The organism is Pseudorhodoplanes sp., from assembly GCF_046289595.1.
Taxonomy (GTDB): Bacteria; Pseudomonadota; Alphaproteobacteria; order Rhizobiales; family Xanthobacteraceae; genus Pseudorhodoplanes.
In genome coordinates this window covers 1-24,156 of the sequence record NZ_JBKBVB010000066.1, presented here as the reverse complement: position 1 = coordinate 24,156, position 24,156 = coordinate 1, and the positions used below count along the sequence as shown (strand labels likewise).

The 24,156-nt window shown below is 64.7% G+C and carries 19 protein-coding genes and 1 other RNA gene; 13 read left to right on the top strand and 7 right to left on the bottom strand.

Annotated features, from left to right (window positions below):
- Positions 1 to 170 precede the first annotated feature (170 nt).
- The 4 genes from metH (at position 171) to ACK41X_RS14395 (ending at position 7,479) form a co-directional block, all read left to right on the top strand.
- Positions 171 to 3,905 carry a methionine synthase gene (gene metH / locus ACK41X_RS14410; RefSeq protein WP_409724464.1) on the top strand — a complete coding sequence of 1,245 codons (3,735 nt, stop codon included), beginning with the start codon at positions 171 to 173 and terminating at the stop codon, positions 3,903 to 3,905.
- A 58-nt stretch (positions 3,906 to 3,963) separates the two neighbouring features.
- Positions 3,964 to 4,671: a TetR/AcrR family transcriptional regulator gene (locus ACK41X_RS14405; protein WP_409724463.1), complete on the top strand. Its 708-nt coding sequence runs from the start codon at positions 3,964 to 3,966 to the stop codon at positions 4,669 to 4,671.
- A gap of 86 nt (positions 4,672 to 4,757) precedes the next feature.
- Entirely contained in the window at positions 4,758 to 6,467 is a 1,710-nt protein-coding gene (locus ACK41X_RS14400) for a CocE/NonD family hydrolase (protein WP_409724460.1), read from the top strand.
- Positions 6,468 to 6,498: 31 nt separating this feature from the next.
- Complete coding sequence (locus ACK41X_RS14395; RefSeq protein ID WP_409724457.1) at positions 6,499 to 7,479, top strand: Bug family tripartite tricarboxylate transporter substrate binding protein; 981 nt, start codon at positions 6,499 to 6,501, stop codon at positions 7,477 to 7,479.
- 147 nt (positions 7,480 to 7,626) lie between these two features.
- Here the strand turns inward: ACK41X_RS14395 and ACK41X_RS14390 are convergent, their stop codons facing one another.
- Together ACK41X_RS14390 and ACK41X_RS14385 are read right to left on the bottom strand one after the other, a co-directional pair.
- Complete coding sequence (locus ACK41X_RS14390) at positions 7,627 to 7,884, bottom strand: hypothetical protein (RefSeq protein WP_409724454.1); 258 nt, start codon at positions 7,882 to 7,884, stop codon at positions 7,627 to 7,629.
- A gap of 100 nt (positions 7,885 to 7,984) precedes the next feature.
- A complete protein-coding gene (locus ACK41X_RS14385; protein ID WP_409724451.1) occupies positions 7,985 to 8,203 on the bottom strand; it encodes a DUF2798 domain-containing protein in 219 nt (72 codons plus the stop codon).
- Positions 8,204 to 8,349: 146 nt separating this feature from the next.
- Between ACK41X_RS14385 and ACK41X_RS14380 the strand changes: the two genes are divergently transcribed.
- Positions 8,350 to 9,765, top strand: a complete 1,416-nt coding sequence (locus ACK41X_RS14380; protein ID WP_409724449.1) for an extensin family protein — start codon at positions 8,350 to 8,352, stop codon at positions 9,763 to 9,765.
- A 48-nt stretch (positions 9,766 to 9,813) separates the two neighbouring features.
- Entirely contained in the window at positions 9,814 to 10,782 is a 969-nt protein-coding gene (locus ACK41X_RS14375) for a cation diffusion facilitator family transporter (protein WP_409724447.1), read from the top strand.
- Here ACK41X_RS14375 and ACK41X_RS14370 read toward each other — a convergent pair.
- Complete coding sequence (locus tag ACK41X_RS14370) at positions 10,761 to 14,411, bottom strand: hydantoinase B/oxoprolinase family protein (RefSeq protein ID WP_409724446.1); 3,651 nt, start codon at positions 14,409 to 14,411, stop codon at positions 10,761 to 10,763. The two genes, ACK41X_RS14375 and ACK41X_RS14370, sit on opposite strands and share 22 nt — an antisense overlap.
- A 171-nt stretch (positions 14,412 to 14,582) precedes the next feature.
- Here ACK41X_RS14370 and ACK41X_RS14365 point away from each other — a divergent pair, with 171 nt between their 5' ends.
- A complete protein-coding gene (locus ACK41X_RS14365) occupies positions 14,583 to 15,110 on the top strand; it encodes an NUDIX hydrolase (protein ID WP_409724443.1) in 528 nt (175 codons plus the stop codon).
- Here the strand turns inward: ACK41X_RS14365 and ACK41X_RS14360 are convergent.
- Positions 15,080 to 16,582 carry an inorganic phosphate transporter gene (locus ACK41X_RS14360; protein WP_409724441.1) on the bottom strand — a complete coding sequence of 501 codons (1,503 nt, stop codon included), beginning with the start codon at positions 16,580 to 16,582 and terminating at the stop codon, positions 15,080 to 15,082. The genes ACK41X_RS14365 and ACK41X_RS14360 overlap by 31 nt on opposite strands.
- A 225-nt stretch (positions 16,583 to 16,807) precedes the next feature.
- Here ACK41X_RS14360 and ACK41X_RS14355 point away from each other — a divergent pair, with 225 nt between their 5' ends.
- From ACK41X_RS14355 to ACK41X_RS14345, 3 genes are read left to right on the top strand one after another with little or no spacing between them, the layout of a single operon-like run.
- Positions 16,808 to 17,791, top strand: a complete 984-nt coding sequence (locus ACK41X_RS14355) for a TRAP transporter substrate-binding protein (RefSeq protein ID WP_409724439.1) — start codon at positions 16,808 to 16,810, stop codon at positions 17,789 to 17,791.
- A gap of 54 nt (positions 17,792 to 17,845) precedes the next feature.
- Positions 17,846 to 18,403 carry a TRAP transporter small permease gene (locus ACK41X_RS14350; protein ID WP_409724436.1) on the top strand — a complete coding sequence of 186 codons (558 nt, stop codon included), beginning with the start codon at positions 17,846 to 17,848 and terminating at the stop codon, positions 18,401 to 18,403.
- Positions 18,404 to 19,708: a TRAP transporter large permease gene (locus tag ACK41X_RS14345; protein WP_409724433.1), complete on the top strand. Its 1,305-nt coding sequence runs from the start codon at positions 18,404 to 18,406 to the stop codon at positions 19,706 to 19,708.
- A 55-nt stretch (positions 19,709 to 19,763) separates the two neighbouring features.
- Here the strand turns inward: ACK41X_RS14345 and rnpB are convergent.
- From rnpB to ACK41X_RS14330, 3 genes are all read right to left on the bottom strand, one after another.
- An RNA gene (gene rnpB, locus ACK41X_RS14340) (RNase P RNA component class A) lies at positions 19,764 to 20,185 on the bottom strand.
- A gap of 33 nt (positions 20,186 to 20,218) precedes the next feature.
- A complete protein-coding gene (locus tag ACK41X_RS14335) occupies positions 20,219 to 21,040 on the bottom strand; it encodes an N-acetylmuramoyl-L-alanine amidase (protein ID WP_409724431.1) in 822 nt (273 codons plus the stop codon).
- A 158-nt stretch (positions 21,041 to 21,198) separates the two neighbouring features.
- Positions 21,199 to 21,822 (bottom strand): PRC-barrel domain-containing protein, encoded by a 624-nt coding sequence (locus ACK41X_RS14330; RefSeq protein ID WP_409724428.1) that lies wholly within the window; start codon positions 21,820 to 21,822, stop codon positions 21,199 to 21,201.
- Positions 21,823 to 22,181: 359 nt separating this feature from the next.
- Between ACK41X_RS14330 and ACK41X_RS14325 the strand changes: the two genes are divergently transcribed.
- From ACK41X_RS14325 to ACK41X_RS14315, 3 genes are read left to right on the top strand one after another with little or no spacing between them, the layout of a single operon-like run.
- Positions 22,182 to 22,658: a division/cell wall cluster transcriptional repressor MraZ gene (locus ACK41X_RS14325; RefSeq protein WP_409724426.1), complete on the top strand. Its 477-nt coding sequence runs from the start codon at positions 22,182 to 22,184 to the stop codon at positions 22,656 to 22,658.
- Positions 22,655 to 23,689 carry a 16S rRNA (cytosine(1402)-N(4))-methyltransferase RsmH gene (gene rsmH, locus ACK41X_RS14320; RefSeq protein ID WP_409724424.1) on the top strand — a complete coding sequence of 345 codons (1,035 nt, stop codon included), beginning with the start codon at positions 22,655 to 22,657 and terminating at the stop codon, positions 23,687 to 23,689. The genes ACK41X_RS14325 and rsmH overlap by 4 nt, the downstream gene beginning before the upstream one ends.
- A 2-nt stretch (positions 23,690 to 23,691) precedes the next feature.
- A complete protein-coding gene (locus tag ACK41X_RS14315) occupies positions 23,692 to 24,063 on the top strand; it encodes a hypothetical protein (RefSeq protein ID WP_409724421.1) in 372 nt (123 codons plus the stop codon).
- Positions 24,064 to 24,156: the final 93 nt, after the last annotated feature.

Genomic DNA, 24,156 nt, shown 5'->3' with positions numbered 1-24,156 from the left:
CTGGGTCTGCGCCCGGCCGAGAAGGCGGCGGCGTGATGTTCTCCGGTCGTTCCCGGCGAGCCGCCGAAGGCGGCGCCACCCGGAATCCATACACACCGGCGGTGGTTATGGATTGCGGGTCCGCGAACTTCGTTCGTGCCGCGGAATGACGAGGCGCATCGGAAAAGGCAATGTCAAAGTCAGTTCAACGATCCAAAACCGAATCCACGCTCCGTTCCCTCGCGTCCGACCGCATTCTCCTCCTCGACGGCGGCATGGGGACGATGCTGCAGCAGCACAGATTCGACGAGGCCGCGTTCCGCAACACGCGCTTCAAGGACTGGCAGCACGATGTGCGCGGCAACAACGATCTCTTGTCGCTGACCCAGCCCGACGCCGTGCGGGAAATCCATCTCGCCTATTTTCAGGCCGGGGCGGATATCGTTTCGACCAACACGTTCTCCTCCACCGCGATCGCGCAAGCCGATTACGGCATGGAGAGCCTTGTTCCCGAACTCAACCGCGTCTCGGCGCAACTCGTGCGCGAAGCAGCCGAAACGGCGCAAAAGCGCGATGGTCGGCCGCGCTATGTCGCCGGTGCGATGGGACCAACCAACCGCACCGCCTCGATTTCGCCGGACGTCAATAATCCGGGCTTCCGCGCGGTCTCATTCGATGAGCTGAAGGCGGCCTATGCCGAACAGGCGGCGGCGTTGCTCGACGGCGGCGTCGACATCCTTTTGGTCGAAACCATCTTCGACACGCTGAACGCCAAGGCGGCGCTCTACGCCATCGCCGAACTCGAAGAGGCGCGCGGCGAGAAAATCCCGGTGATGATCTCCGGCACCATCACGGACCTCTCGGGGCGTATGCTCGCGGGCCAAACGCCCGAAGCGTTCTGGAACTCGATCCGCCACGCGGAGCCGCTCTCGGTCGGGCTCAATTGCGCACTCGGCGCCAAGGAAATGCGCGCGCATATCGCCGAGCTCTCGCGCGTCGCCGACACCCTGATTTGCGCCTATCCGAATGCCGGTCTGCCGAACGAATTCGGCCTCTACGACGAGAGCCCGGAGCACATGGCCGGGCTGCTGTCGGAATTTGCGGCCTCCGGTCTCGTCAATATCGTCGGCGGCTGCTGCGGCACGACGCCGGAGCATATGCGGGCGATCGCGCTCGCGGTGGCCGACAAGACGCCGCGCGCAATACCCGTAATCGAGCGGCGGCTGCGCCTCTCCGGGCTCGAGCCGTTCACGCTGACGGCGGACATTCCGTTCGTGAATGTCGGCGAGCGCACCAACGTTACCGGCTCGGCCAAATTCCGCAAGCTGATCACCGCCGGCGACTATACCGCGGGCCTCGCCATCGCCCGCGACCAGGTCGAGAACGGCGCGCAGATCATCGACGTCAATATGGACGAGGGCCTTCTCGATTCGCAGAAAGCCATGGTGACGTTCCTCAATCTGATCGCGGCCGAGCCCGACATCGCCCGTGTGCCGATCATGATCGACTCGTCCAAGTTCGAGGTCATGGAAGCCGGCCTGAAATGCGTGCAGGGCAAATGCGTGGTCAATTCGATCTCGCTGAAGGAGGGCGAGGCGGCCTTCATCCATCATGCGAAGATCGTGCGGCGCTATGGCGCTGCCGTGGTGGTGATGGCGTTCGACGAGCAAGGCCAGGCCGATACGCTCGACCGCAAGACCGCGATCTGCGAACGCGCCTACGACATTCTCGTCAACAAGGTCGGCTTTCCGCCGGAAGACATCATTTTCGATCCGAATATTTTCGCGGTCGCGACCGGCATCGAGGAGCACAACAATTACGGCGTTGCCTTCATCGAAGCGGCGCGCTTCATCCGCGAAAAGCTTCCGCACGCGCATGTCTCGGGCGGCGTCTCCAATCTCTCCTTCTCGTTCCGCGGCAACGAGCCGGTGCGCGAGGCGATGCACTCGGTGTTTCTCTACCACGCCATCAAGGCCGGCATGGACATGGGCATCGTCAATGCCGCGCAGATGGCGGTCTATGACGATCTCGATCCGGAACTGCGCGAGGCCTGCGAGGACGTGGTGCTCAACCGTCGCGAGGATGCGGCGGAGCGCCTGCTGGACATCGCCAAACGGTTTTTCGGGCAGTCCCGGGAGAAGCAGGAAGCCGATCTCGCCTGGCGGGAATGGCCGGTCGGCAAGCGTCTGTCGCATGCCCTCGTTCACGGCATCACCGATTTCATCACGGTGGATACCGAGGAAGCGCGGCAGGCTGCGGCGCGCCCGCTCGATGTGATCGAAGGTCCGCTGATGGACGGCATGAACGTGGTCGGCGACCTGTTCGGCTCCGGAAAGATGTTTCTGCCGCAGGTCGTGAAGTCTGCGCGGGTGATGAAGCAGGCGGTCGCGTACCTGATGCCGTTCATGGAAGCCGAGAAGGCCTCGAACGACAAGGGCCAGAGCAATTCCGCCGGCAAGGTGCTGCTTGCGACCGTCAAGGGCGACGTCCACGACATCGGCAAGAACATCGTCGGCGTCGTGCTTCAGTGCAACAATTACGAGGTGATCGATCTCGGCGTCATGGTGCCGGCGGCGAAGATTCTGGAGACCGCGCGGCAGGAGCAGGTCGATATCATCGGCCTGTCCGGCCTGATCACGCCCTCGCTCGACGAAATGTGCCATGTTGCGGCCGAGATGGAGCGGCAGAATTTCGATCTGCCGCTTCTGATCGGCGGGGCGACCACCAGCCGGGTGCACACCGCGGTCAAGATTCATCCGAATTACCGCAAGGGTCAGGCAGTTTACGTAACCGACGCGAGCCGCGCGGTCGGCGTTGCGCAGTCGCTGATGTCGAAAGAGACGCGGGCCGCCTATGTCGAAAATACCCGTGCCGAATATGCGCAGATTGCCGCCGCGCATGCGCGCGGGCAGGACGACAAGAAACGGCTGACGCTTGCGGACGCGCGCGCCAGGTCGCTAACGCTCGATCCGGACGTAGCGCTCGCACCCAGGCCGCAATTCCTTGGCACTCGGGTGATCGAGGATTATCCGCTGGCAAAGCTTGTCGATTACATCGACTGGACGCCGTTCTTCGCTACCTGGGAACTCACCGGACGCTATCCGCAGATCCTGCACGACGAGAAATACGGCGAAGCCGCGCGCTCCTTGTTCGCCGATGCGCAGGCGATGGTGAAGCAAATCGTCGACGAGCAATGGGTGCAGGCCTCGGCGATTGTCGGGTTCTGGCCGGCGACGCGCGACGGCGACGACATCCGCGTGTTCGACGAGAAGGGCGAGGCGCAGATCGCGACCTTGCACGGTCTGCGTCAGCAGATCGCGCGCCGCGACGGCCGCCCCAATGTGTCGATCGCCGATTTTGTCGCTCCGGCGAGCGGTGCGCCGGTCGATCATGTCGGCGCTTTCGTGGTGACCGCGGGCATCGGCGAGGACGTCATTGCCACGCGCTTCAAGCGCGCCAACGACGATTACTCGGCCATCATGATGTCGGCGCTGGCCGACCGGCTTGCTGAAGCTTTTGCCGAACACCTGCATGAGCGTGTTCGCAAGGAGTTCTGGGGTTATGCACCGGACGAAAGCCTGACGCCGGCGGAGCTGATTGCGGAAAGCTACCAGGGCATCCGGCCGGCGCCGGGCTATCCGGCGCAGCCCGATCACACCGAAAAGGAGACGCTGTTCCGCCTGATCGGAGGCAACCGGATCGGCGTGAATCTCACGGAGAGCTTTGCGATGTGGCCGGGCGCCTCGGTCTGCGGGCTCTATTTCAGCCATCCGCAGAGCCATTATTTCGGTGTCGGCAAGATTGAGCGCGACCAGGTCGAAGACTATGCGCGCCGCAAGGGCTGGAGCGTGGAGGAATGCGAGCGCTGGCTCGCACCGATCCTTAACTACAATCCCGGCGCGACCGCTAATGCGCAGGCGGCTTAACCGAGGCGCGTCATCCTCCGGCGATTGACTTGACGCCGGCACCCGGCAATCTCCGCGTATGGGGAAGAATGCCAGTCGCGCCGCCAGGCCTGTATCGAAGCGGGCTGCCCGCGCGAAAAAAAACCGCGATTACCATTTGCCGCCGGGCGTGGCGCGCCAGTCATTGCTGCAATCGGCGATCCGGCTTTTGAACGAGCGAGGCATGGGCAACGTGTCGCTGAACGACGTCGCCCGCGAAGCCAAGCTCAATCCAGCGCTTGTCACCTATTATTTTGGCAGCAAGGACAATCTGTTCCAGGCGGTGGTTGAGCAGGTCGTCGGCGAATGGCGCGCCGAGGTCATCGCCGCTGTGCCCGAAGATGCAGGTCCTGAAGATGCATTGCGGCTCCGCGCACGCGCGACGATGCATTTCCTTCGCCGCTATCCGTACCTGACGCGGCTGATCATGCATCAGATGATGACGGTCAAGTCGAAGGAATCGCGGTTTTTTATCGAGAACTTCGCTCGCATCAATTTCGAGGAGCATACGGCATTGCTGCGGAAAGGCGCCGAAGCCGGCATATTCAGGCCGGTCGACCCGCTGTTCTACTTCGCGCATTACGTTGCGATCGGCGACCTCTATGCCAACCTGCGGCCGATGATGGAGCGGCTCGGCGGCAAGGCCGAAAATGACGACGCCCGCTTCGAAGCCTTTGTCGAAGCCATGATCGAGATGCTGATCTACGGCATCGCGGCCAAACCGAAGAAATCGGCCAAATTGCGGTGAGCGGCCCGCATCGCGGGCCGGGCCGTTGTCGCTTGACCTCAATTTAAATGACCATATAAATTATGACCGAAGCCGGGAGGAAAGGCTTGCGGTCTCTCAACTGGTCGCTGTCGCAGCCGCATGGCGGCGTCACCCATGAGCGCGAATTACGAGTTCCGCTGTCGGACGGGATCTCACTGCATTGCGCGGTGACGCGGCCCTCGGCACCCGGCCGTTATCCGGTGCTGCTCGGCGTCCATGCCTATTCCATGGCGGATCAGTTCACCGACCTGATGCCGGAAGGCATGAGCCACAAGCGCGGCCATATGGAAGCGGGCGACAGTGTCTTCTTTGCGCGCCGCGGCTATGCGCATGCGGTCGTGAATATCCGCGGTACCGGCAAGTCGGAGGGGGTGTTCGGAAATCTCGACCCGCGTGCCATTGCCGATATCGGCGAAGTGGTGGAATGGCTTGCGTCACGGCCTTGGGCGAACGGCCGCGTCGGCATGACCGGCGTATCCTATTTCTCGATCGTCTCGCAGCGCGTCGCAGCATTGGCGCCGCCGTCTCTGCGCTGCATCTGGGCTCCCTATGGCTGGAACGATGCCTACCGCGATCGCTATTACCACGGCGGCATTCTCTCCTACGGCTTCATGCGCGGTTGGCTCCGCAATGTCGCCGGCATGGAGATGGGCGCGGAGCGGCTGGCGCTGATGCGCTCGCCCGCGATGCGCAGCGCGATCGAAGAGCTGCGCGCCGATCCCGAGATCGCAAACGTGCCATTTCTCGCCGAATGCCTCGCTGCGCCGGAAGCCGGCACCAATCCGCTGATGGTGGAAATCCTGGCGCACCGTTTCGACGGACCGTTCTGGCGCGAACGTTCGGTGGATTTCGCAAAGGCGATCGACGTTCCGGCCACGCTCGGCGGCTGCTGGGGAATTTACGGATTGCATCTGCCGGGTGCGTTCCGCGGTTTTGAAAATTGGCGCGGCCCCAAGCGTATGCTGATCGGGCCGCCGGTCTATCTCGACCGTCCGGTTTATCAATATCAGTACGATCAGTTGCGCTGGTTCGATCACTGGCTGAAGGATAACGATACCGGCATGCTCGACGAGCCGTCGGTTCAAACCTTCATCGACAATTCAGGCGAGTGGCGCGATTCCGAGAGCTGGCCGCTATCGCAGACGCGGTTTACGCCGTTCCATCTGCACGATGGCGGCTTGCTGTCGGAACGCGAGCCGTTTCGCGGTTCGGACACGACGCGTTTCGAAGATGCGCCAGGTGCACGTGGTGAGGCGCGCTTTGTCACGCCGCCGATGGTCGAGGCGATGGAAATTTGCGGCCCGATTGCACTGAAGCTTTATGCGTCCACGACCGACTCCGAATTGCTGGTTTTCGCCAGCCTGATCGAGATTGCGCCGGACGGCGCAGAGCGGCTGCTGACACGGGGCTGGCTGCGCGGTTCGCAACGCCGGCTCGATACGGCGAAGAGCAAGCCATGGCAGCCCTGGCACTCCCACAAGTCCCGTGAGCCGCTAAAGCCCCGCGAGGTTGCCGAGCTCGATGTCGAGATCCGCCCCTATGGCATCATTCTGAAGCCCGGCTACCGCCTGGCGCTGCGGATCAAATGCGCAGACGACGAAGCACCGCAGCACGATCTGCAGTGGATCGCGCAGGGCCATCTGCACCGGCCGGTAGCCTCAACCGTGACCATCCATCATTCGCTCGACTATCCCTCGCAGATTTTGCTGCCGGTCACGCGCGGCAACCGGATCGGGACGTATTTTTCGGGTGGGCAGGTTCTGTTGAGCGGATGAGTAAACGAAGAAGTCAGACAGGGAGGATGCCATGAGAACAGGAAGACTAGCGGCCTTGACCGCCGCTATCGTCGCCTTCGCAGCCTGCGCAAGCGTGTCTGCATTCGCGCAGGCCTATCCCGAACGACCGATCCGCGTGATCGTGCCATTTCCCGCGGGAGGAGTGCTCGATACGCTGACGCGCGCGATTGGCGAGAAGGCCAGGGCAGAACTTGGCCAGCCCTGGGTTGTCGAGAACCGGCCCGGCGCCAACGGTTCGCTTGGCTTGCAGCAATGTGCCGCCGCCGAACCCGACGGCTATACCCTCTGTTCGGTGACGGCGGAGGCCTTCACCATCCTGCCGCACTTCGATCCGACGCTTTACGAGCGCTACAAGACACTGGTTCCGGTGACCGAATATCTGACCGCGCCCGGTGTCATCTACGCCAATGCTGGCTTTCCGGCGAAGGATTTGCGCGATCTTGTCGCGGCGGCCAAGGCCAAGCCCGGCGATCTGTCTTATTCCTCCTGGGGACCGGCTTCATCGCCGCAGGTCTTTTTCGAGTGGCTGAAGAAGACGCAAGGCATCGACATGTTGCATGTACCGTTCCGCGGTTCGATGGATGCGGTCAACGAGGTGCTGTCGGGGCGGATTCCGGTGTCCTACGTCGCGCTTGGCATTGTGGTTCCGCATATCAGGAGCGGCAAGCTGACCCCGCTCGCGGTGATCGGCGACAAGCGATCGCGGCTCCTGCCGGATACGCCCTCGCTCGGCGAACTCGGCTACGGCTTCCCCTACAAGGGCGCGTGGTTCGGAATGATGGCACCGGCCGGGACGCCGGTGGCGATCCGCGAAAAGCTTGCCGCGGCGGTGCGGGCCGCGGTCAACGATCCGGAATTCCGCGCGAAGTTCCTCGATCCGCAGGACTACACGCCGGTGGGCTCGAGCCCGACCGATTTCGCCGCCAAGGTGAAGCGGGAACATGCCTATGGCCAGGAGATCGTGCGGCTGACCGGCATCAAGACCGAGTAGCGCGGCAACGCGCAAAACGCGGCAGCAGCTGTGACGATTCGCACAAATGAAAACACCGGAGCGGTCGCCCGCTCCGGTGTTTTGAAACTTCAAGCCCGCCCCAATACGCCGCGGCGGCTTTTGGTCTTATAGCTTACCCCAAGATACTCAGAACGCTCCCAGCAGAACCGCGCTCACAAACGCGAACACGGCGAAGACAGCCAGGACGTTGAGTTTCAAGGAAAGGTCCATAAGGCCTCCCTCAGCTGTCATGTTGTTAATCATAGCAGAAAGCGTCGACCGCTCGAAGCCTTCAACGCGTCGCTCTGGCCAAAGTGCCACCCGGATACGGAAAAGGGTGTGCGTTTTCTCATTAAGCACATGAAATTTCAGGATAATTTTTTTCTTCACAGCGCGGTGCAGCACGCTCGGGCCTTCCGCTAAGTCCTTGATTTTTCAAGAGTTGGAAATCCGCCCGGGAACCCGCCGCGCGCGGTCCAAGGCCGCGCGAAGCCGTCACGCCGCCTCAGCCGCCGCCGAGCCGTTCGGCGATCCGGCGCGCGCCGGGCAGCACGAAATACGCCGTGATCGCCGCAATCGGCCAGGCCACGACAAAGGCCTTTGCCCATTGGCGGACAAAGTCCGGGTCGAAGCCCACGGCCAGCATGGTTGCGACAAAGGTCACGATCACACAGATGACGAGCGTCATCAGCGCGCCGGTCAGCGCGCGCACTTTCCAGTTCATGGTGGTTCCCGGCAGGCATGCTCCCCGGAGGGAATGCGGCCGATATACCCATCGCCGCGACCCTAGTCACCATCCGGTAACGATAACGAACTCGACCGGGGGCCGGTGAATGACCCGTTAACAGTGTCGTTCGCATTGTCCGCTTCATGGTGCGGGCGTTGTGTCGTCACTGGCGCGGATGCGTCACCGGGCTTGGACTGATCCTTCTCGCCGGCTGCGCGGGGCATTACCTCGTGCAGCGTGAGCCATGGCGGAAGGAAGCCGAACTCGCCTGCCTGAAATCCGGCGCGGTGCGGGAGACCGGCACCATCGTGCGCATTGAGCCGATCAACGGTCCCGGCATGTGCGGGGCGGATTTTCCGCTCAAGGTTGCCGCACTCGGCGAACAGACGCTCATGAGCTATTCCGGTCTGCGGCCGCCCGCTGAGGTGCCCAATGCCGGTCCGCAGCGCTGGCCGATTGCCACTGCCCCCGCCGCCGGTGCGGGGCCGCCATCGCGGATGCCGCAGGAGCGCACTTTCGCCAATCCGCTGCGGCCCGCGCCGGTGCAGCGCCAGCCGCTGCCGCCCGCGCAGGGCGGCGCGCAGACGAACGCCCATGCCGGCGCGCCGATGCAGATATTGCCGCCGCAACAGGGAAACGGCGGCTCGAACACCGGCATCGCAGTCCCGCCGGAACAGGATGATGCGCGCGCCGCGCCGTCCGCATCGCGGCGTCCATCGGTCTTCGATCCGCCGTCCGAACCGGCGCTCGACGACGAGGCGGTGCTGACGCCGCGCAGCACAGCGCGCGCGCCTTATCCGACGCCGCCAAGGACGAACAATCCGCCGCAGCGCGTGGCATCGCCGGCGCGGCTTGCCTCCGCGCCGATGCCGGTGCCGCTCGGGCAAAGCAACATCGCCGCCTTCGGTCCGGTCGAGGTCAAGCCTGCGGCGACGCTCGCCTGTCCGATGGTGTCGGCGCTCGACCGCTGGATCATCGAGGCGGTGCAGCCGGCCGCGCGGCGCTGGTTCCGCCAGCCTGTGGTCGAGATCCGTCAGATTTCCGCTTATTCGTGCCGCGGCATGAATGCGCAGCCGGGCGCGCGCATCTCCGAGCATGCGTTCGGCAATGCACTCGACATTTCCGCCTTCACGCTGGCCGACGGCCGCCGCATCACCGTCAAGAATGGCTGGCGCGGCTCGCCGGAAGAGCAGGGCTTCCTGCGCGATGTGCAGGGCGCGGCCTGCGATATGTTCAATACCGTGCTGGCGCCCGGCTCGAACCGCTTTCATTACGATCATTTCCATTTCGACCTGATGCGGCGGCGGAGCGGCAACCGCATCTGCAACCCCGATCAGATTTCGGGCGAAGTGGTCGCGGCCCGCGTCGCGCGCGAGCGCGGCCATGCCTGGCAATCCCCGTCCGGCGTCACCGGCTCGATCGGCCGGTCGCAGGCCAAGTCGCGCGCCGCGCAAAATGCGTCTCTTGGCGGCAGGCCGAAGGCGAACGCGAAGGCGAAGCGAAACATCCTCGACGACGACGACTGGATCGAGGATGACGGGCCACGGCCTGCGGAGTAGCTTTGACGAGCCCTCCCTCACCGGCGGGAGAGGGAGTAGAAGACGCTCATGCACGACCCCTCCCACGGTCACGCCGGTCATTCGCACAGCCACGCGCCAAAAGACTTCGGCCGCGCCTTTGCGATCGGCGTCGGGCTCAATCTCGGCTTTGTTGCGATCGAGGCGGTGTTCGGTATCCTGGCCAATTCCACCGCGCTGCTGGCGGATGCGGGCCACAATCTCAGCGACGTCATCGGCCTCCTGATCGCCTGGGGCGCGACAATTCTCGCCAAGCGTCCGCCGAGCGAGCGGTTCACGTATGGACTGCGCGGCACCTCGATCCTCGCCGCGCTCGGCAATGCGCTGCTGCTGATTTTCGCCTGCGGCGCCATCGCCTGGGAGGCGGTCTGGCGGCTCATCGAGCCGCAAGAGGTCGCAAGCGTGACGGTGATGGTGGTGGCCGGGGTCGGAATTCTGATCAACAGCATCACCGCCTGGCTGTTCATGAGGGGGCGGAAAAGCGACCTCAATATCCGCGGCGCCTATCTGCACATGGTGGCCGATGCTGCGGTCTCACTCGGTGTGGTCGTGGCGGGCGGCGCCATCCTGCTGACGGGCTGGCTGTGGCTCGACCCGCTGACCAGCCTCGTCATTGTCGCGGTGATTCTCTGGGGCACGTTCGGACTGTTGCGCGACTCGATCCGGCTTTCGCTTGCGGCGGTGCCGGCGCATCTCGAACTGACCGAGGTGAAGAATTGTCTTGAAGGCCTGCAAGGCGTCGCGCGCGTCCATCACGTCCATGTCTGGGCGATGAGCACCACCGAGGTGGCGCTGACCGCGCATCTGGTGATGCCCGGCGGCCATCCCGGCAACGCTTTCCTCGAAGCCGCCGCGCATGAATTGCGCGAGCGCTTCGGCATCGATCATCCGACGTTGCAGATCGAACTGGGCGAGGGCCTGCCGGACAGCGAGGCGGTGACCGCAGCATCCCGCCATCGTTCGCAGCGCGGTCCGCTTCAATCCTCCGCCTTGCCATAGCCGCCCGCGGTCGGCGTCTGAATGATGACCGCTTCGCCCGCGTGGATCACGGTAGCGTCGCAGCCCTGCAGCCGTTCCATGGTGCCGTCGTTCCGGCGCACCCAATTCTCGCCGGTCTGACCGGCTTCGCCGCCGGCCAGCCCGAACGGCCGCACGCGGCGATGGCCCGACAGGATGGTGCACTCCATCCTTTCGAGGAAGCGGATGGTGCGGCGGATGCCGTCGCCGGCATGCCACTTGCCGCGTCCGCCCGAGCCTTTGCGGATGTGGAAATCTTCCAGCAGCACCGGATAACGGAATTCCAGAATCTCCGGGTCGGTGAGCCGCGTGTTCGTCATATGCGTATGCACCGCATCGGTGCCGTTGAAGCCCGGACCCGCAGGCGAGCCCGAACAGATGGTCTCGTAATATTGGTGGCGTTCGTTGCCGAAATTCAGATTGTTCATGGTGCCCTGGGCTGCGGCCATCGCGCCAAGCGCGCCGAACAGGCAATTGGTCACCGCCTGCGAGACTTCGACATTGCCGGCGACAACCGCGGCCGGATCTTCCGGCGAAAGCATCGATTGCTTCGGAATGACGAGCCGGATCGGCCGCAGGCAGCCGGCATTCATCGGAATGTCGTCGTCCACCATGACGCGGAACACATACAGCACCGCAGCGCGAGCGACCGGCTCGGGCGCGTTGAAGTTGGTCGGCTGCTGCGGCGAGGTCCCGGTGAAATCGACGGTGGCTTCGCGCCTGTTCTTGTCGACCGCGATCCTCACCTTGATGACGGTTCCCTGGTCCATTTCGTAGGAAAAGTCCGAATCGTGCAGCCGGTCGATGACGCGCCGCACGCTCTCTGCCGCATTGTCCTGCACATGCTTCATGTAGGCCTGCACGACAGGCAGCGAGAATTGCGCCACCATCTTGCGCAATTCCTGTACGCCCTTTTCGTTGGCGGCGATCTGCGCCTTCAGATCGTTGACATTCTGCACCGGATTGCGTGCGGGGTATTTTGCACCGGTGAACGCCGCGTAGGTCTCCTTCTCGCGGAAGCGGCCGCGGTCGACCAGCTTGAAATTGTCGAGATAGACGCCTTCCTCCTCGATGGTGGTGGCGTGCGGCGACATCGAGCCCGGCGCAATGCCGCCGACATCGGCATGATGCCCGCGCGAGGCCACCCAGAACAGGATCGTGCGCTTGGCGCTGTCAAAGACCGGCGTACACACGGTAATGTCCGGCAGATGCGTGCCGCCGTTATAAGGCGCGTTGATCGCGTAGACGTCGCCGGGCCGGATGTTGCCCTTGTTCTCGCGGATGATGGTCTCGACCGCGCGGTCCATGGAGCCCAGATGCACCGGCATGTGCGGGGCATTCGCGACCAGCGCGCCGTCGCCGGAAAATACCGCGCAGGAAAAGTCCAGCCGCTCCTTGATGTTCACCGAATAGGCGGTGTTCTGCAAAGCGACGCCCATCTGCTCGGCGATCGACATGAACAGGTTGTTGAAGATTTCCAGCATCACCGGATCGGCCCTGGTGCCGACGGCGCTTTGCCGTTTCAGCCTGGAGATGCGGGTCAGCACCAGATGGTTCTTCGCGGTCAGCGCCGCCTGCCAGCCGGGCTCGACCACGACGGTCTGGTGCGGCTCGATCACGATCGCCGGACCCTTGACCTTGTTCCCAGGCTTGAGCTGATCCCGGTTATAGACCGCGGCCTTGTGCCATGCGCCGCCGGAAAAGAATGTCGTGCGGCGGGCAGGCGAGGGCAGCTTGCCGCGCGTGACCTTCAGCGCGCGCTCGCGGAATTTGGCGCCGCCGCCGATGGCTTCGACCGAGACGGCTTCCAGCACAAGCTCTTTCGACCGGTCGATGAATCCGAACTGCGCCTTGTGCGCTTTCTCGAAAGCGCGGGCCATGGCGGCGATGCTGCCGGCTTTCACCACCAGCGCGGTATCGGTGCCGGCATAGCGGATATGCGCACGCACGATTACCTTGATTGCGCGGACGGGCACACCCTGGCCCGCGACCTCGTTCTTTACAGTTCTGCCGAGCGCCTTGCCCAGCGTGTTGAGACTCTTTAGCGCCCCGGCGCCAAGCGGCTCCTCGATCGCCTGCTGGCGGGTGGCGCGGATGTCGGCGAGGCCCATGCCATAGGCCGAAAGCAGCGACGAGAACGGATGGATCAGCACCGAAGTCATGCCGAGCGCGTCGGCGACCAGACAGGCATGCTGGCCGCCCGCGCCGCCGAAGCAATTCAGCGCATAGCGCGTCACGTCATAGCCGCGCTGCACCGAAATCTTCTTGATCGCGTTCGCCATGTTCTCGACCGCGATCTTGATGAAGCCGTCGGCAATCTCTTCCGGCTTTTTGCCGCCGCCGACTGTTTTTGCGAGATCGGCGAAGGCTGCGCGCACCGCGTCCGCGTCGAGCGGCTGGTCCTGTCTGGGGCCGAAAATTTTCGGAAAGAAATCCGGCAGGAGCTTGCCCGCCATCACATTGGCGTCGGTGACGGCGAGCGGACCGCCGCGCCGGTAGCATTTGGGTCCGGGATTTGCGCCCGCCGAATCCGGGCCGACGCGAAAACGCGCGCCGTCGAAATGCAGAATCGAGCCGCCGCCCGCCGCAACCGTGTGAATGCGCATCATCGGCGCGCGCATGCGCACGCCCGCGACCTCGGTCTCGAAGGCGCGCTCGTATTCGCCGTCATAGTGCGAGACATCGGTCGAGGTGCCGCCCATGTCGAAGCCGATCACGCGCGCAAAGCCCGCTTCGCGCGCGGTCTGCGCCATCGAAACGACGCCGCCTGCGGGGCCGGAGAGGATCGCGTCCTTGCCCTGGAATAGGTCGGCGGCGGTGAGCCCGCCCGACGACATCATGAACATGAGTCTTGCTTCGCCTCCCCCTTCATGGGAGGGCGGCATTGCGTGCGTATCGAGCGCGGTCGCCACCTGCTCCACATAGCGCCGCAGGATCGGCGACAGATACGCATCGACCACGGTGGTATCGCCGCGTCCGATCAGCTTGATCAGCGGCGAGACCTCGTGGCTGACCGAGACCTGCGGAAAGATGCGCCGCGCCAGCTGCGCGACCTGCTTCTCATGTTCGGGATAGCGGTAGGCATGCATGAACACGATTGCCGCCGCACGGAGACCGTCGTCGCAGGCGCGGCGCAGCTCCGGCTCGATCGCGGCAAGATCGGGAACGCGCTCCACCGTACCGTCGGCGCGCACCCGCTCGTCGACCTCGATCACCCGCTCGAACAGCATGTCCGGCTTGACGATCTCTTTCGCAAAGATTTTCGGCCGGGCCTGATAGCCGATGCGCAAAGCGTCGCGAAAACCTTTGGTCGTGATCAGGAGCGTGCGTTCGCCCTTGCGCTCCAGGAGCGCATTGGTCGCGACCGTCGTGCCCATTTTCACCGCACCGATCCGGCCGGGCGGGATGGCTTCGCCCGGCTTCAGGCCAAGCAGTTCGCGGATGCCGTGCACGGCAGCATCGCGATAGGCCTCGGGATTTTCGGACAAGAGCTTGTGCGCCACCAGATGGCCGTCCGGTGTGCGTCCCACGATGTCGGTAAAGGTGCCGCCGCGGTCGATCCAGAAGTCCCAGGATGCGGAGGAGGAACGGCGGCCGGTGCGGGATGTCATGCGGGACTATTCGATTGGAAAGGACAAGCGGCTGGCATTATGCTTGTACGATTGCGGCGCGGCCGCAACCGGAGCGGAACAGCGTTCGGCCCTGAGCATTGACGTTCGATGCGCTTCGCGCAATGCGGGGTGGAACATGCAGATTCACGGAGATTACCCCATTTGCCGCAGATGCCACGACTTGGACCACGACTTGGACCACGACTTGGACGACTTGGACAATGGATCGGCACGCGGCTTCGCCGCAACGGCATTACGCCCGTCCCGCAGGCGGGAGCGATCCCCTATACGCTGGTCCGCGGTACGCCGGTTTTTCTGCTGATCACCTCGCGCGGCACCGGCCGCTGGATTTTCCCCAAGGGCTCGCTGATCGAGGGCTACGAGCTGTGGCAGGTCGCCGCGCGCGAAGCGTACGAAGAGGCCGGCGTCGAAGGCGAGGTCGAGACCGAGCCGGTCGGGCATTATCGCGGGCTGAAGAGCAGTCTCACCACAGCGCCGATCGCGGTGCAGATGTTCCCGCTGCGCGTGGTGCGCCAGCTCGACGACTGGCCGGAACGGGGCAAGCGTCACCGGCACTGGGTGCTGCTTCCGGAAGCGCGCCGGCTGTTGTCGGACCCCGAGCTGATCCGGATGGCAGAACGGGTCTACGCGATGGCGCGCGCATCCGTTCACCCTGCGAAAGCCGCCATCACCGCGTAGAACAGCCCGGCCAGCATTGCCGTCGCCGGCACGCTGATGACCCAGGCCGCCACGATGCCGAGCACATGCTGGCGCCGCACCAGCTTGCGCCGCTCGCGCTTGCGGAAATTGGCGATTGCCTGTTCGGGCGTCTTGTTGAGCTTTTCCGGTTCGAGGAACAATGTGCGCGGCCGCACCGCCGGATTGGGCACGCCCTTGTTGGTCAGGAATTCGCGCAGATAGCCGACCCCGAAAATCGCCCCGATCGCGGTGTGGGTCGAGGAAATCGGCAGCCCCAGCGCCGACGCCACCAGCACCGTGATCCCCGCGGACAGCGCGACGCAGAAGGCGCGGATCGCGTCCATCTTGGTGATCTTTTCGCCCACGGTGCGGATCAGCTTCGGCCCGAACAGCGCAAGGCCGAGCGAGATTCCCACAGCGCCGATCAGCAGAATCCAGAACGGCAGTTCGACCCGGTCCGGCGAGGTTTCGCCCGTCGCCGCCGTGGAGACGATGGCGGCGAGCGGTCCGACGGCGTTGGCGACATCGTTGGCGCCATGCGCGAAGGAGAGGAGGGCGGCCGAACAGATCAGCGGCAGTGTGAACAGCGCGCTGACGTCCTTGCGCCGGTTTTCCATGCGCCGCCCCCGCACCTGCATCCAGGGCTGCGACGCGAAATAGGCGGCGGCAAAGGCGGCCGCGCCAAGAACAAGCGTGAGCGAAACCGGCGCCTTCCAGACCCGGCTGAGGCCCTTGGTGGCGAGATACATCGCAAAGACCGACGCCATCAGCGCGACCATCACCGGCACCCAGCGCCGCGCCGCCGCCACCTTGTCCTTCTGGAACAGGATGCGCCACTTGATGAAGCCGAGCAGCGCCGCCGCGATCAGGCCCCCCATGACCGGCGAGACCACCCAGCTCGCGGCGATGGTGCCGATCACCGGCCAGACGACCATCTTGACGCCGGCTGCGGCGACGCCGGCCCCGATCACGCCGCCGATCACCGAATGCGTGGTGGAGACCGGTGCGCCGAGAAACGTGGCCAGATGAATCCACGCTGCGGCTGCGAGCAGCGCCGCCGACATCACCAGCACGAAATGGATCGCGGGCAGCGCCGCATCCGGCCGCAACAGGTCGCGCGAGATGGTGCGCACCACGTCGCCGCCGGCAATCAGGGCGCCGGCCGCCTCGCAGACAGCCGCAATCGCGATCGCGCTGCCCATGGTCAGCGCGCGGCTGCCGACCGCCGGGCCCATATTGTTGGCGACGTCGTTGGCCCCGATGCTGAGAGCCATATAGGCGGCGATCACCGCCGCGATCACCACCAGATAGGCGAGCGGACCCGACGCGACCGAAAGGCTGGCCAGTGCGACGGCTCCGATCAGAAACAGGATCAGGAGACCGGGCGCGGTCAGCGAGCGGGTCAGGTCCTGCGTCGCATGTTCAATCCGGACGACCTTTTTCAGGTCCTTGTCGAGTGCGCTCTTGGCCAAGAATGTCTGTCGGTTCGCATGAATGGAGACCTGCCGTTAGCATGCTCCGGCCGGAAAAACATGCCGCACCGCACGCAAGCTGTTGAAATCCGCCGCAGGCCCGGCGAAGCGCGTCACGCGCAATCGGGCCCCTTGCAACCGTTTCGGCGCGATGCTTGCATTGGTTACGGGTGGAAGCGTTGCCAGAAGTCGCTGCCGGGTTTGCGGTCTTTCAGGAGAATGACAATGACGATGTTGATCCGTGCCGTTGCTGCATTATCGCTGTCCCTTGGTTCGCTCGGACTCGCCGGACCGGTGGCGGCGCAGACCGCCTGGGACATGCCGGTGCCCTATCCGGACGGCAACTTCCATACCCGAAACGCCGCGCAATTCGCCGCCGATATCGACAAGGCGACCGGCGGATCGCTGAAGATCAAGATCCATTCCGCGGGCTCGCTGTTCAAGCATCCGGAGATCAAGCGCGCGGTGCGTCAGGGCACGGCGCCGATCGGCGAAATCCTGCAATCGCTCGCCGCCAACGAATCCCCGGTCTATGCCTCGGATTCGCTGCCCTTCCTTGCCACCGGCTATGACGCGGCGAAGAAGCTCTACGATGTGCAGAAGCCCTATCTGCAAAAGCAGCTCGAATCCGAAGGTCTGATGCTGCTCTATTCGGTGCCCTGGCCGCCGCAGGGGCTCTATGCCAAGCGCGAATTGAACTCCATCAACGATCTGAAGGGGCTGAAATTCCGCACTTATAACCCGACCATCGGCCGCATCGCCTCGCTCGCCGGTGCGATCCCGACCCAGATTGAGGTGCCTGACCTGCCGACTGCGTTCGCCACCGGCCGGGTCGATGTGATGATCACCTCTGCTTCCACGGGCGTCGATACCAAGGCGCAGGATTATCTGACGCATTACATCGACACCCAGGCCTGGCTGCCGCGCAACATCGTGTTCGTGAACAAGGCGGCGTTCGACAAGCTGAAGCCGGACGAGCAGAAGGCGGTTCTCGCGGCCGCCAAGGCGGCCGAGGAGCGCGGCTGGAAACTGTCGCAGGAGGAAATGACGATCAAGACAAAGGCGCTCAAGGACGCCAAGATCGTCGTCATGCCGCCGAGCGCCGACCTGAAAGCGGGCCTGACCAAGATCGGCGAAACCATTGCCGCCGAATGGGCCGCGAAGGCCGGTCCGGAGGGGCAGAAGATGCTGGAGGACTTCAAGAAGTAGTGTGCGCTGTGCGGCCGCCTCGCTTCCGCGGGCCGGCCGCATGATGTGCCCGCCATGCGCGCAGCCCTCGACAAGCTATATGCCATCGCGCTCTGGCTGTCCGCGGGCTGCCTTGTCGCGATCGGCCTTCTTGTTGGCGCGCAGCTCGCCGGGCGGCTGATCGACGGCACGCTGCGGCTTCTTGGCTTTGAGCCGGTCGGGATCGTCATTCTGTCGCTGGCCGAGTTCGCCGGTTCCCTGCTCGCCGCGGCGAGCTTTCTTGCGCTGGCCGCCACCCTGAAGGCGGGTGCGCATATCCGCATCGCCATGCTGTTGCAGGTGGTGCCGCAGCGCATGCGTCATGCGCTGGAAATCTGGGCCTTCGGTGCGGCGGCTGTGCTGTCGGCCTATATCGCCTGGCAGCTTTCGACCTTCGCCTATGTCTCGCTGCAGTTCGACGAAGTGTCGCCGGGCGTCGTGCGTTTTCCGCTGGCCGTACCGCAGGCCGCGATGGCGGCGGGCGCCATCATTCTCACCATCGCCCTGATCGACGAATTCGTTGCCGTGCTACGCGGTCGCGGCCCGAGCTTCCGGGCCGCCGAGGACGCCGTCTCGCTCGGGAAGGTGGACTAGATGGGCGTCGTCGAACTCGCGCTGGTTCTGATCGTTCTTCTTCTGCTGCTGCTGGCGTCCGGACTCTGGATCGCGCTGGCGCTTTCCGCGGTCGGCTATGTGGCGATGGCGATGACGGTCTCCACACCGCCGGGCCAGGCGCTCGCCGCCTCGATGTGGCAGGCCGGGAATTCCTGGGATCTCACCGCATTGCCGATGTTCATCTGGATGGGGGAAATTCTCTATCGCACCAAATTGTCCGACGACATGTTCGAGGCATTGGCGCCGTGGATGCAGCGGCTGCCCGGTCGGCTGCTGCATGTGAACGTGGTCGGCTGCGGAATCTTTGCGGCGGTGTCGGGCTCCTCGGCCGCGACCTGCGCCACCATCGGGCGCATCTCGCTGCCGGAACTCAAGCGCCGCGGCTATGACGAGCGCATGGCGATCGGCACGCTCGCGGGTTCCGGCACGCTCGGGCTCCTGATCCCGCCCTCGATCATCATGATCGTCTATGCCACCGCCACCGACCAGTCGATCGCCCGGCTGTTCATCGCGGGCGTCGTACCAGGCCTGCTGCTGATCGTGCTGTTCATGGGCTTCATCGCGTTCTGGGCGCTGATCAACAAGCAGCAGATGCCGCCGCGCGATGCCGCGATGACATTGGCGCAACGGATCGCGGCCTCGCGCCGCGTGATCCCGGTGGTGCTGCTGATCGCGGGCGTGATCGGCTCGATCTATGGCGGGCTTGCCTCGGCCACCGAAGCCGCGGTGGTCGGCGTCGCGCTGTCTCTGGTCCTGTCGTGGTGGATGGGCTCGCTCAGTCCCGCCACGTTCCGCGATGCTTTGATCGGCGCGACCCGGACGAGCTGCATGATCGCCTTCATTCTGGCGGGTGCCGCCTTCCTCACCACCGCGATGGGCTTCACCGGCATCCCGCGCAATCTCGCCGAATGGATTTCCGGGCTCGGCCTGTCGCAATGGCAACTGCTCACCGCGCTGACGCTGTTCTACATCCTGCTCGGCTGTTTCCTCGACGGCATCTCCATGGTGGTGCTCACCACCTCGATCATCATCCCGCTGGTACAGAAAGCCGGCTTCGACCTGATCTGGTTCGGCATCTATGTGGTGCTGGTGGTGGAGATGGCGCAGATCACCCCGCCGGTCGGCTTCAATCTCTACGTTTTGCAGAATCTCACCGGCCGCGACATCTTCACCATTGCGCGCAACACCGCGCCGTTCTTCGTCCTGATGTGCGTCGCGGTGGCGCTGCTCGCCGCGTTCCCGCAGATCGCGCTGTGGCTGCCCTCGACGATGTTCGACCGGTAGCGGACCAAAACTGGCGAGAGCCCGGAGCGGTGCACGCTCCGGGCCCTCATCTGCAGGCATCAGCCGGCCTGTAAGCCGGGTTCTGTATGGCCCGCCGCTTGCGCGGCGAACGTGACGGCCATTCATCTGGGACGCCGGTTGCCCGGCGCCTCTAGCAACCTACCCGAGCGGCTGGTCAGGACTGACCCGAGAACCTTCGTCTCGCACCGCTCCTATTCGGTTTTGCTCCCGGTGGGGTTTACCGTGCCGTTCCCGTTGCCGGAAACGCGGTGCGCTCTTGCCGCACCGTTTCACCCTTGCCGCAGGCCGTACGCAACGCGCCCGAGGCGGTCTGCTTTTCTGTGGCACTGTCCCTGGGGTCGCCCCCGCCGGACGTTATCCGGCACCGTTTGTCCATGGAGCCCGGACTTTCCTCCCCGCCGCCCTTTCGGGATCGCCCTTGCGGGATTGTGGCGGAGCGGCCGTCCGGCCGACTGACACGCTAAGGCATGGGGATGAAACGCCGTCGCGTCAAGTCTGCGGGGCGAGCGCCGGGCCTGACATCGCCCCGCCATGCGATGCGCCATGGGGCGGGCGCTGTTTCGAGGCTTCCAGCAGGTTGCGCAACGTCAGCAGCGTCGATGAATCGAATTTGCCGTCGCACAAAGCCGGCCGGAAATGGCGCTGAAACGCCGCGACCACATTGCGCGTCGCTTCGTCGAAAAAGCCGTCCGCCTCGATGCCGTAGCCGTAGCTGCGCAGAGCGCCCTGGAATTTCTGCACGGCATCGCCGGAATCGCCGAATTCGAAACCGGGGCCCGGCGCGATCGGGGCCGGCTCGACCCAATGTCCGATCCCGGACCGGTGCAGGATCATCCATGGAAATTTCTCGCCGGGATCGCGCTTGCGTCCGGGTGCGACGTCCGAATGCCCCAGCACTCGTTCCGGCCGGATGTAGCGGCGGCGGATGATCGCGCGGCACAAGGCGGCGACGGCCGCGATCTGGCGCTTGGGAAAATCCGGATAGCCGTGATCGTGCCCCGGATTGGCGATCTCGATGCCGATCGAGCAGGAATTGATGTCGGTCTCGCCCGCCCAATAGGCTTCGCCGGCATGCCAGGCACGGCGCGCTTCCGGCACGCATTGAATGATGCGGCCGTCCTCGGTGACGAAATAATGGCTCGAGACGCCGCTGTCGGGTGAACACAGCCAGCGCAGCGCCTCCTGGGAATCCGGCATCCCGGTATAATGCAGCACGATCATGTCCGGCAGCCGGTCGCCGGCACGCTCGCCGTGATTGGGAGAGGGCACGACCTCGTGCACCAGCATGGTGTCCGCCTGAAACTCTGTCATCGCAACGTCCGCAACGTGGAAGTGGCGGCACTATCGTAGGGCGGCGGCAAGGGTGCAAGCGATGCGTCGCAGCAGCGACAGAAAAGAGCGGCCGGTCAGATGGCCGGCCGCTCTCGATTTCATTCGGGTTGAACCGAGTTTGGTTTCCGCTGCTCAGCTTACTGCTGCGGACGGGTCATTGCGCCGCCCGGCGCCGGACGCGTCGCGGAACGGGCCTTGGCGTCCTGCTCGGACTTGGTTTCGAACGAGGCCGCGTCCGTCAACTGATCCTTGGTCATGTTGAGCTTCAGCTTGATCTCGTCAGCCCGCGCGGCGGTCGCTGCGCCCGTGGTGGCACGCTCGGCGTTTGCCGGCACGACCTCGAACGACGAAGGTGCGAGCGCCACGCTCTTCGCGCCGATGCCAAGGAAGCCGCCGACGCTGACGACGTAGCCGACGACGGTGCCGTTCTTTTCGAACAGAATATCGGAAATGTCGCCGATCTTCTGGTTTTCCGGGCCGACCACGTCGACGCCGACGAAGTTTGAGGACAGCCACTGATCGGCGCCCTGGGCGCGGATGAATGTAACATCGCCCGACGGGCCGGACTGTGCGGCACGTTCGGCCGCTTTCACACCTGACGGAATCTGCTGCGAGGCGGACGGCGCCTGCTGCGGCGTCGCGTCAGGCGGCGTGACCCTCTGTTGCTCCATCGGTTGCGCGGTCGGTTGGGTAACCTGCGCCAGCGCGCCGCCAATCATGAGACTGCCGAGCGCAGTGGAAATCATGAGCGTTTTGACCATGTATCGCCTCCTTTTGTGATGTGCGGGGAGTGCAGGCGAAATCGAATGCGCGATACGCAAGAACCGGCGCGTCGCCTGCGTGGAAACGTATGCAAAACCAACGCAGCCGGCGCTGCGACGTTCCAGTTCTTTGCAGCGGCAAATGCAGCGCGACGGCGGGAACCTTTCTGGGCAGAGCCGACGCCGTGCCCCGCCGCGGTGTGCGCTTTAACCTTCATTAAACATAAGGTGGCTCAATGGCGGTCCGCGCGCGCCGCTTCGGTTCCATTGACGCCCAGTTTGTCCCATGATAGCCCAAGCAATCCCAAATCGGCGCGACGGGCCGGGGCAGGCCCCGGACGCGGAATCTGGAACCGGCGGTGGACAGATTCTTTTCCCATTTCATTTTGCGGCTGGACGCCAAGGGACGGGTGTCGGTGCCGGCGCCGTTTCGCGCCGTTCTGGTGCGCGAGGCGGCCGACAGCCTGTTCTGCTATCCGGCATTGGACCGACCGGCGCTGGAAGCCGGCGGCCGAAGCCTGCTTGCCGAGATCGAAGACCTGATCGGACGCTTCCCGCCCTTCTCGGAGGAGCGAGAACAATTTGCCACCGCGCTCTATGGCACGGCGGAGACGTTGAAACTCGATCCCGAGGGACGGGTTACGCTGTCGGACCCTCTCAAGGACCATGCCGGCATCATGGACGCGGTCGCGTTCGTGGGGCTCGGCCACAAGTTCCAGATCTGGGCGCCGGATCGCTTCAGCGCGCGTCTGTCCGAGGCCACCGGACGGATGCGCACGCTGAAGAAGCGGCTTGGCGCCGAGCGCGCGGCGAACCCGCAAGGGGCACGGGAATGATGCCGGGCCGCGACAGCGGCGACGCTGTCGATGGCGGACTGGTCCGGCATATTCCCGTGCTCGCCGCCGACGTGCTGCACTTTCTCTCGGTGCGCGCGGGCGGGGTTTATATCGACGGCACGTTCGGGGCCGGCGGTTATAGCCGCGCCATCCTCGATGCTGCGGATTGCCGGGTGATCGGCATCGATCGCGACCCGAATGCAATCGCTGGCGGCGCGGCGCTGATAGCTTTGTCCGGCGGACGGCTCACGCTGGCCGAAAACCGCTTTTCCAATCTCGATATGGTGGCGCGCGACGCCGGCTGCGAAGCCGTCGATGGCGTCGTTCTCGATGTCGGTGTCTCCTCGATGCAGCTCGACGAGGCCGAACGCGGCTTTTCGTTCCGCCACGACGGACCGCTCGACATGCGGATGGGCCGCGACGGCCCGAGTGCCGCCGACCTGATCGCCGCCATTTCCGAGCGCGATCTTGCCGCGATCATCGCCCGGCTGGGCGAGGAGCGCTTCGCAAGACCGATCGCGCGCGCCATCGTGCGGGCGCGAAGCGAGGCGCCGATCACGACCACCCGCCAGCTCGCCGCGATCGTCGAGCGGATCGTGCATGCACGGCCAGGTCAGATCCATCCGGCGACGCGCACCTTTCAGGCGCTGCGCATCTTCGTGAACGAGGAATTGTCCGAACTCGCAGAAGCGCTGTGTGCGGCCGAGCGGATTCTGAAAGCGGGCGGGCGGCTGGTCGTCGTTTGCTTTCATTCGCTGGAAGACCGCATCGTCAAGAGCTTTCTGGCCGACCGGAGCCGCACGGCGACAGGCTCGCGCCATGCGCCGGAAGCCAAAGGACCGGCGCCGACATTCACGGTGCTCACCAAAAAGCCGGTGGGGCCGGGCGACGGCGAGATCGCACATAATCCGCGCGCGCGTTCTGCAAAGCTGCGCGCCGCAGAACGCAATGCCGCGCCCGCGCGCACCGCCGTGGCGCACGAATCCTTTGCCGGCTTGCCGACGCTGGCCGACGCGATGCGGGGACGCTGACCATGCGCATCCTGCATCTGTTCGTTATTGTCGCGCTGATCTTTGCCGCGGCCTATGTCTATGACATCAAGTTCGAGGCGGCGATTCAGGCCGAGCAGCTGTCGAAGCTGCGCGGTGAAATCCGGCGCGAGCGCGACGCCATCGCGGCCTTGCGCGCGGAATGGGCGAGGCTCGGATCGCCGGCGCGGATCGAGGAACTGGCGCTTCGCCATCTCCAGCTGAAGCCGCTGGAAGCGCAGCAGATCGACAATCTCGCCAATCTGCCCGAACGCAAGAAGCCGCAACCTGAAGAGCCGGCCGATCCGATCGCGGCGTTGATCGGCGCGGACGACGCCGCGACGACCGGCTCGGTCGGCGCCGGGAGCGGGCGATGATCCAGAGCGAACAGGCCGCGCCGCGCAAGCCCCGGCTGATCGAGCGGCTGCTCTACGGGCAGGGCATCGACCGCGACGCCAAGAGCCGCGCCC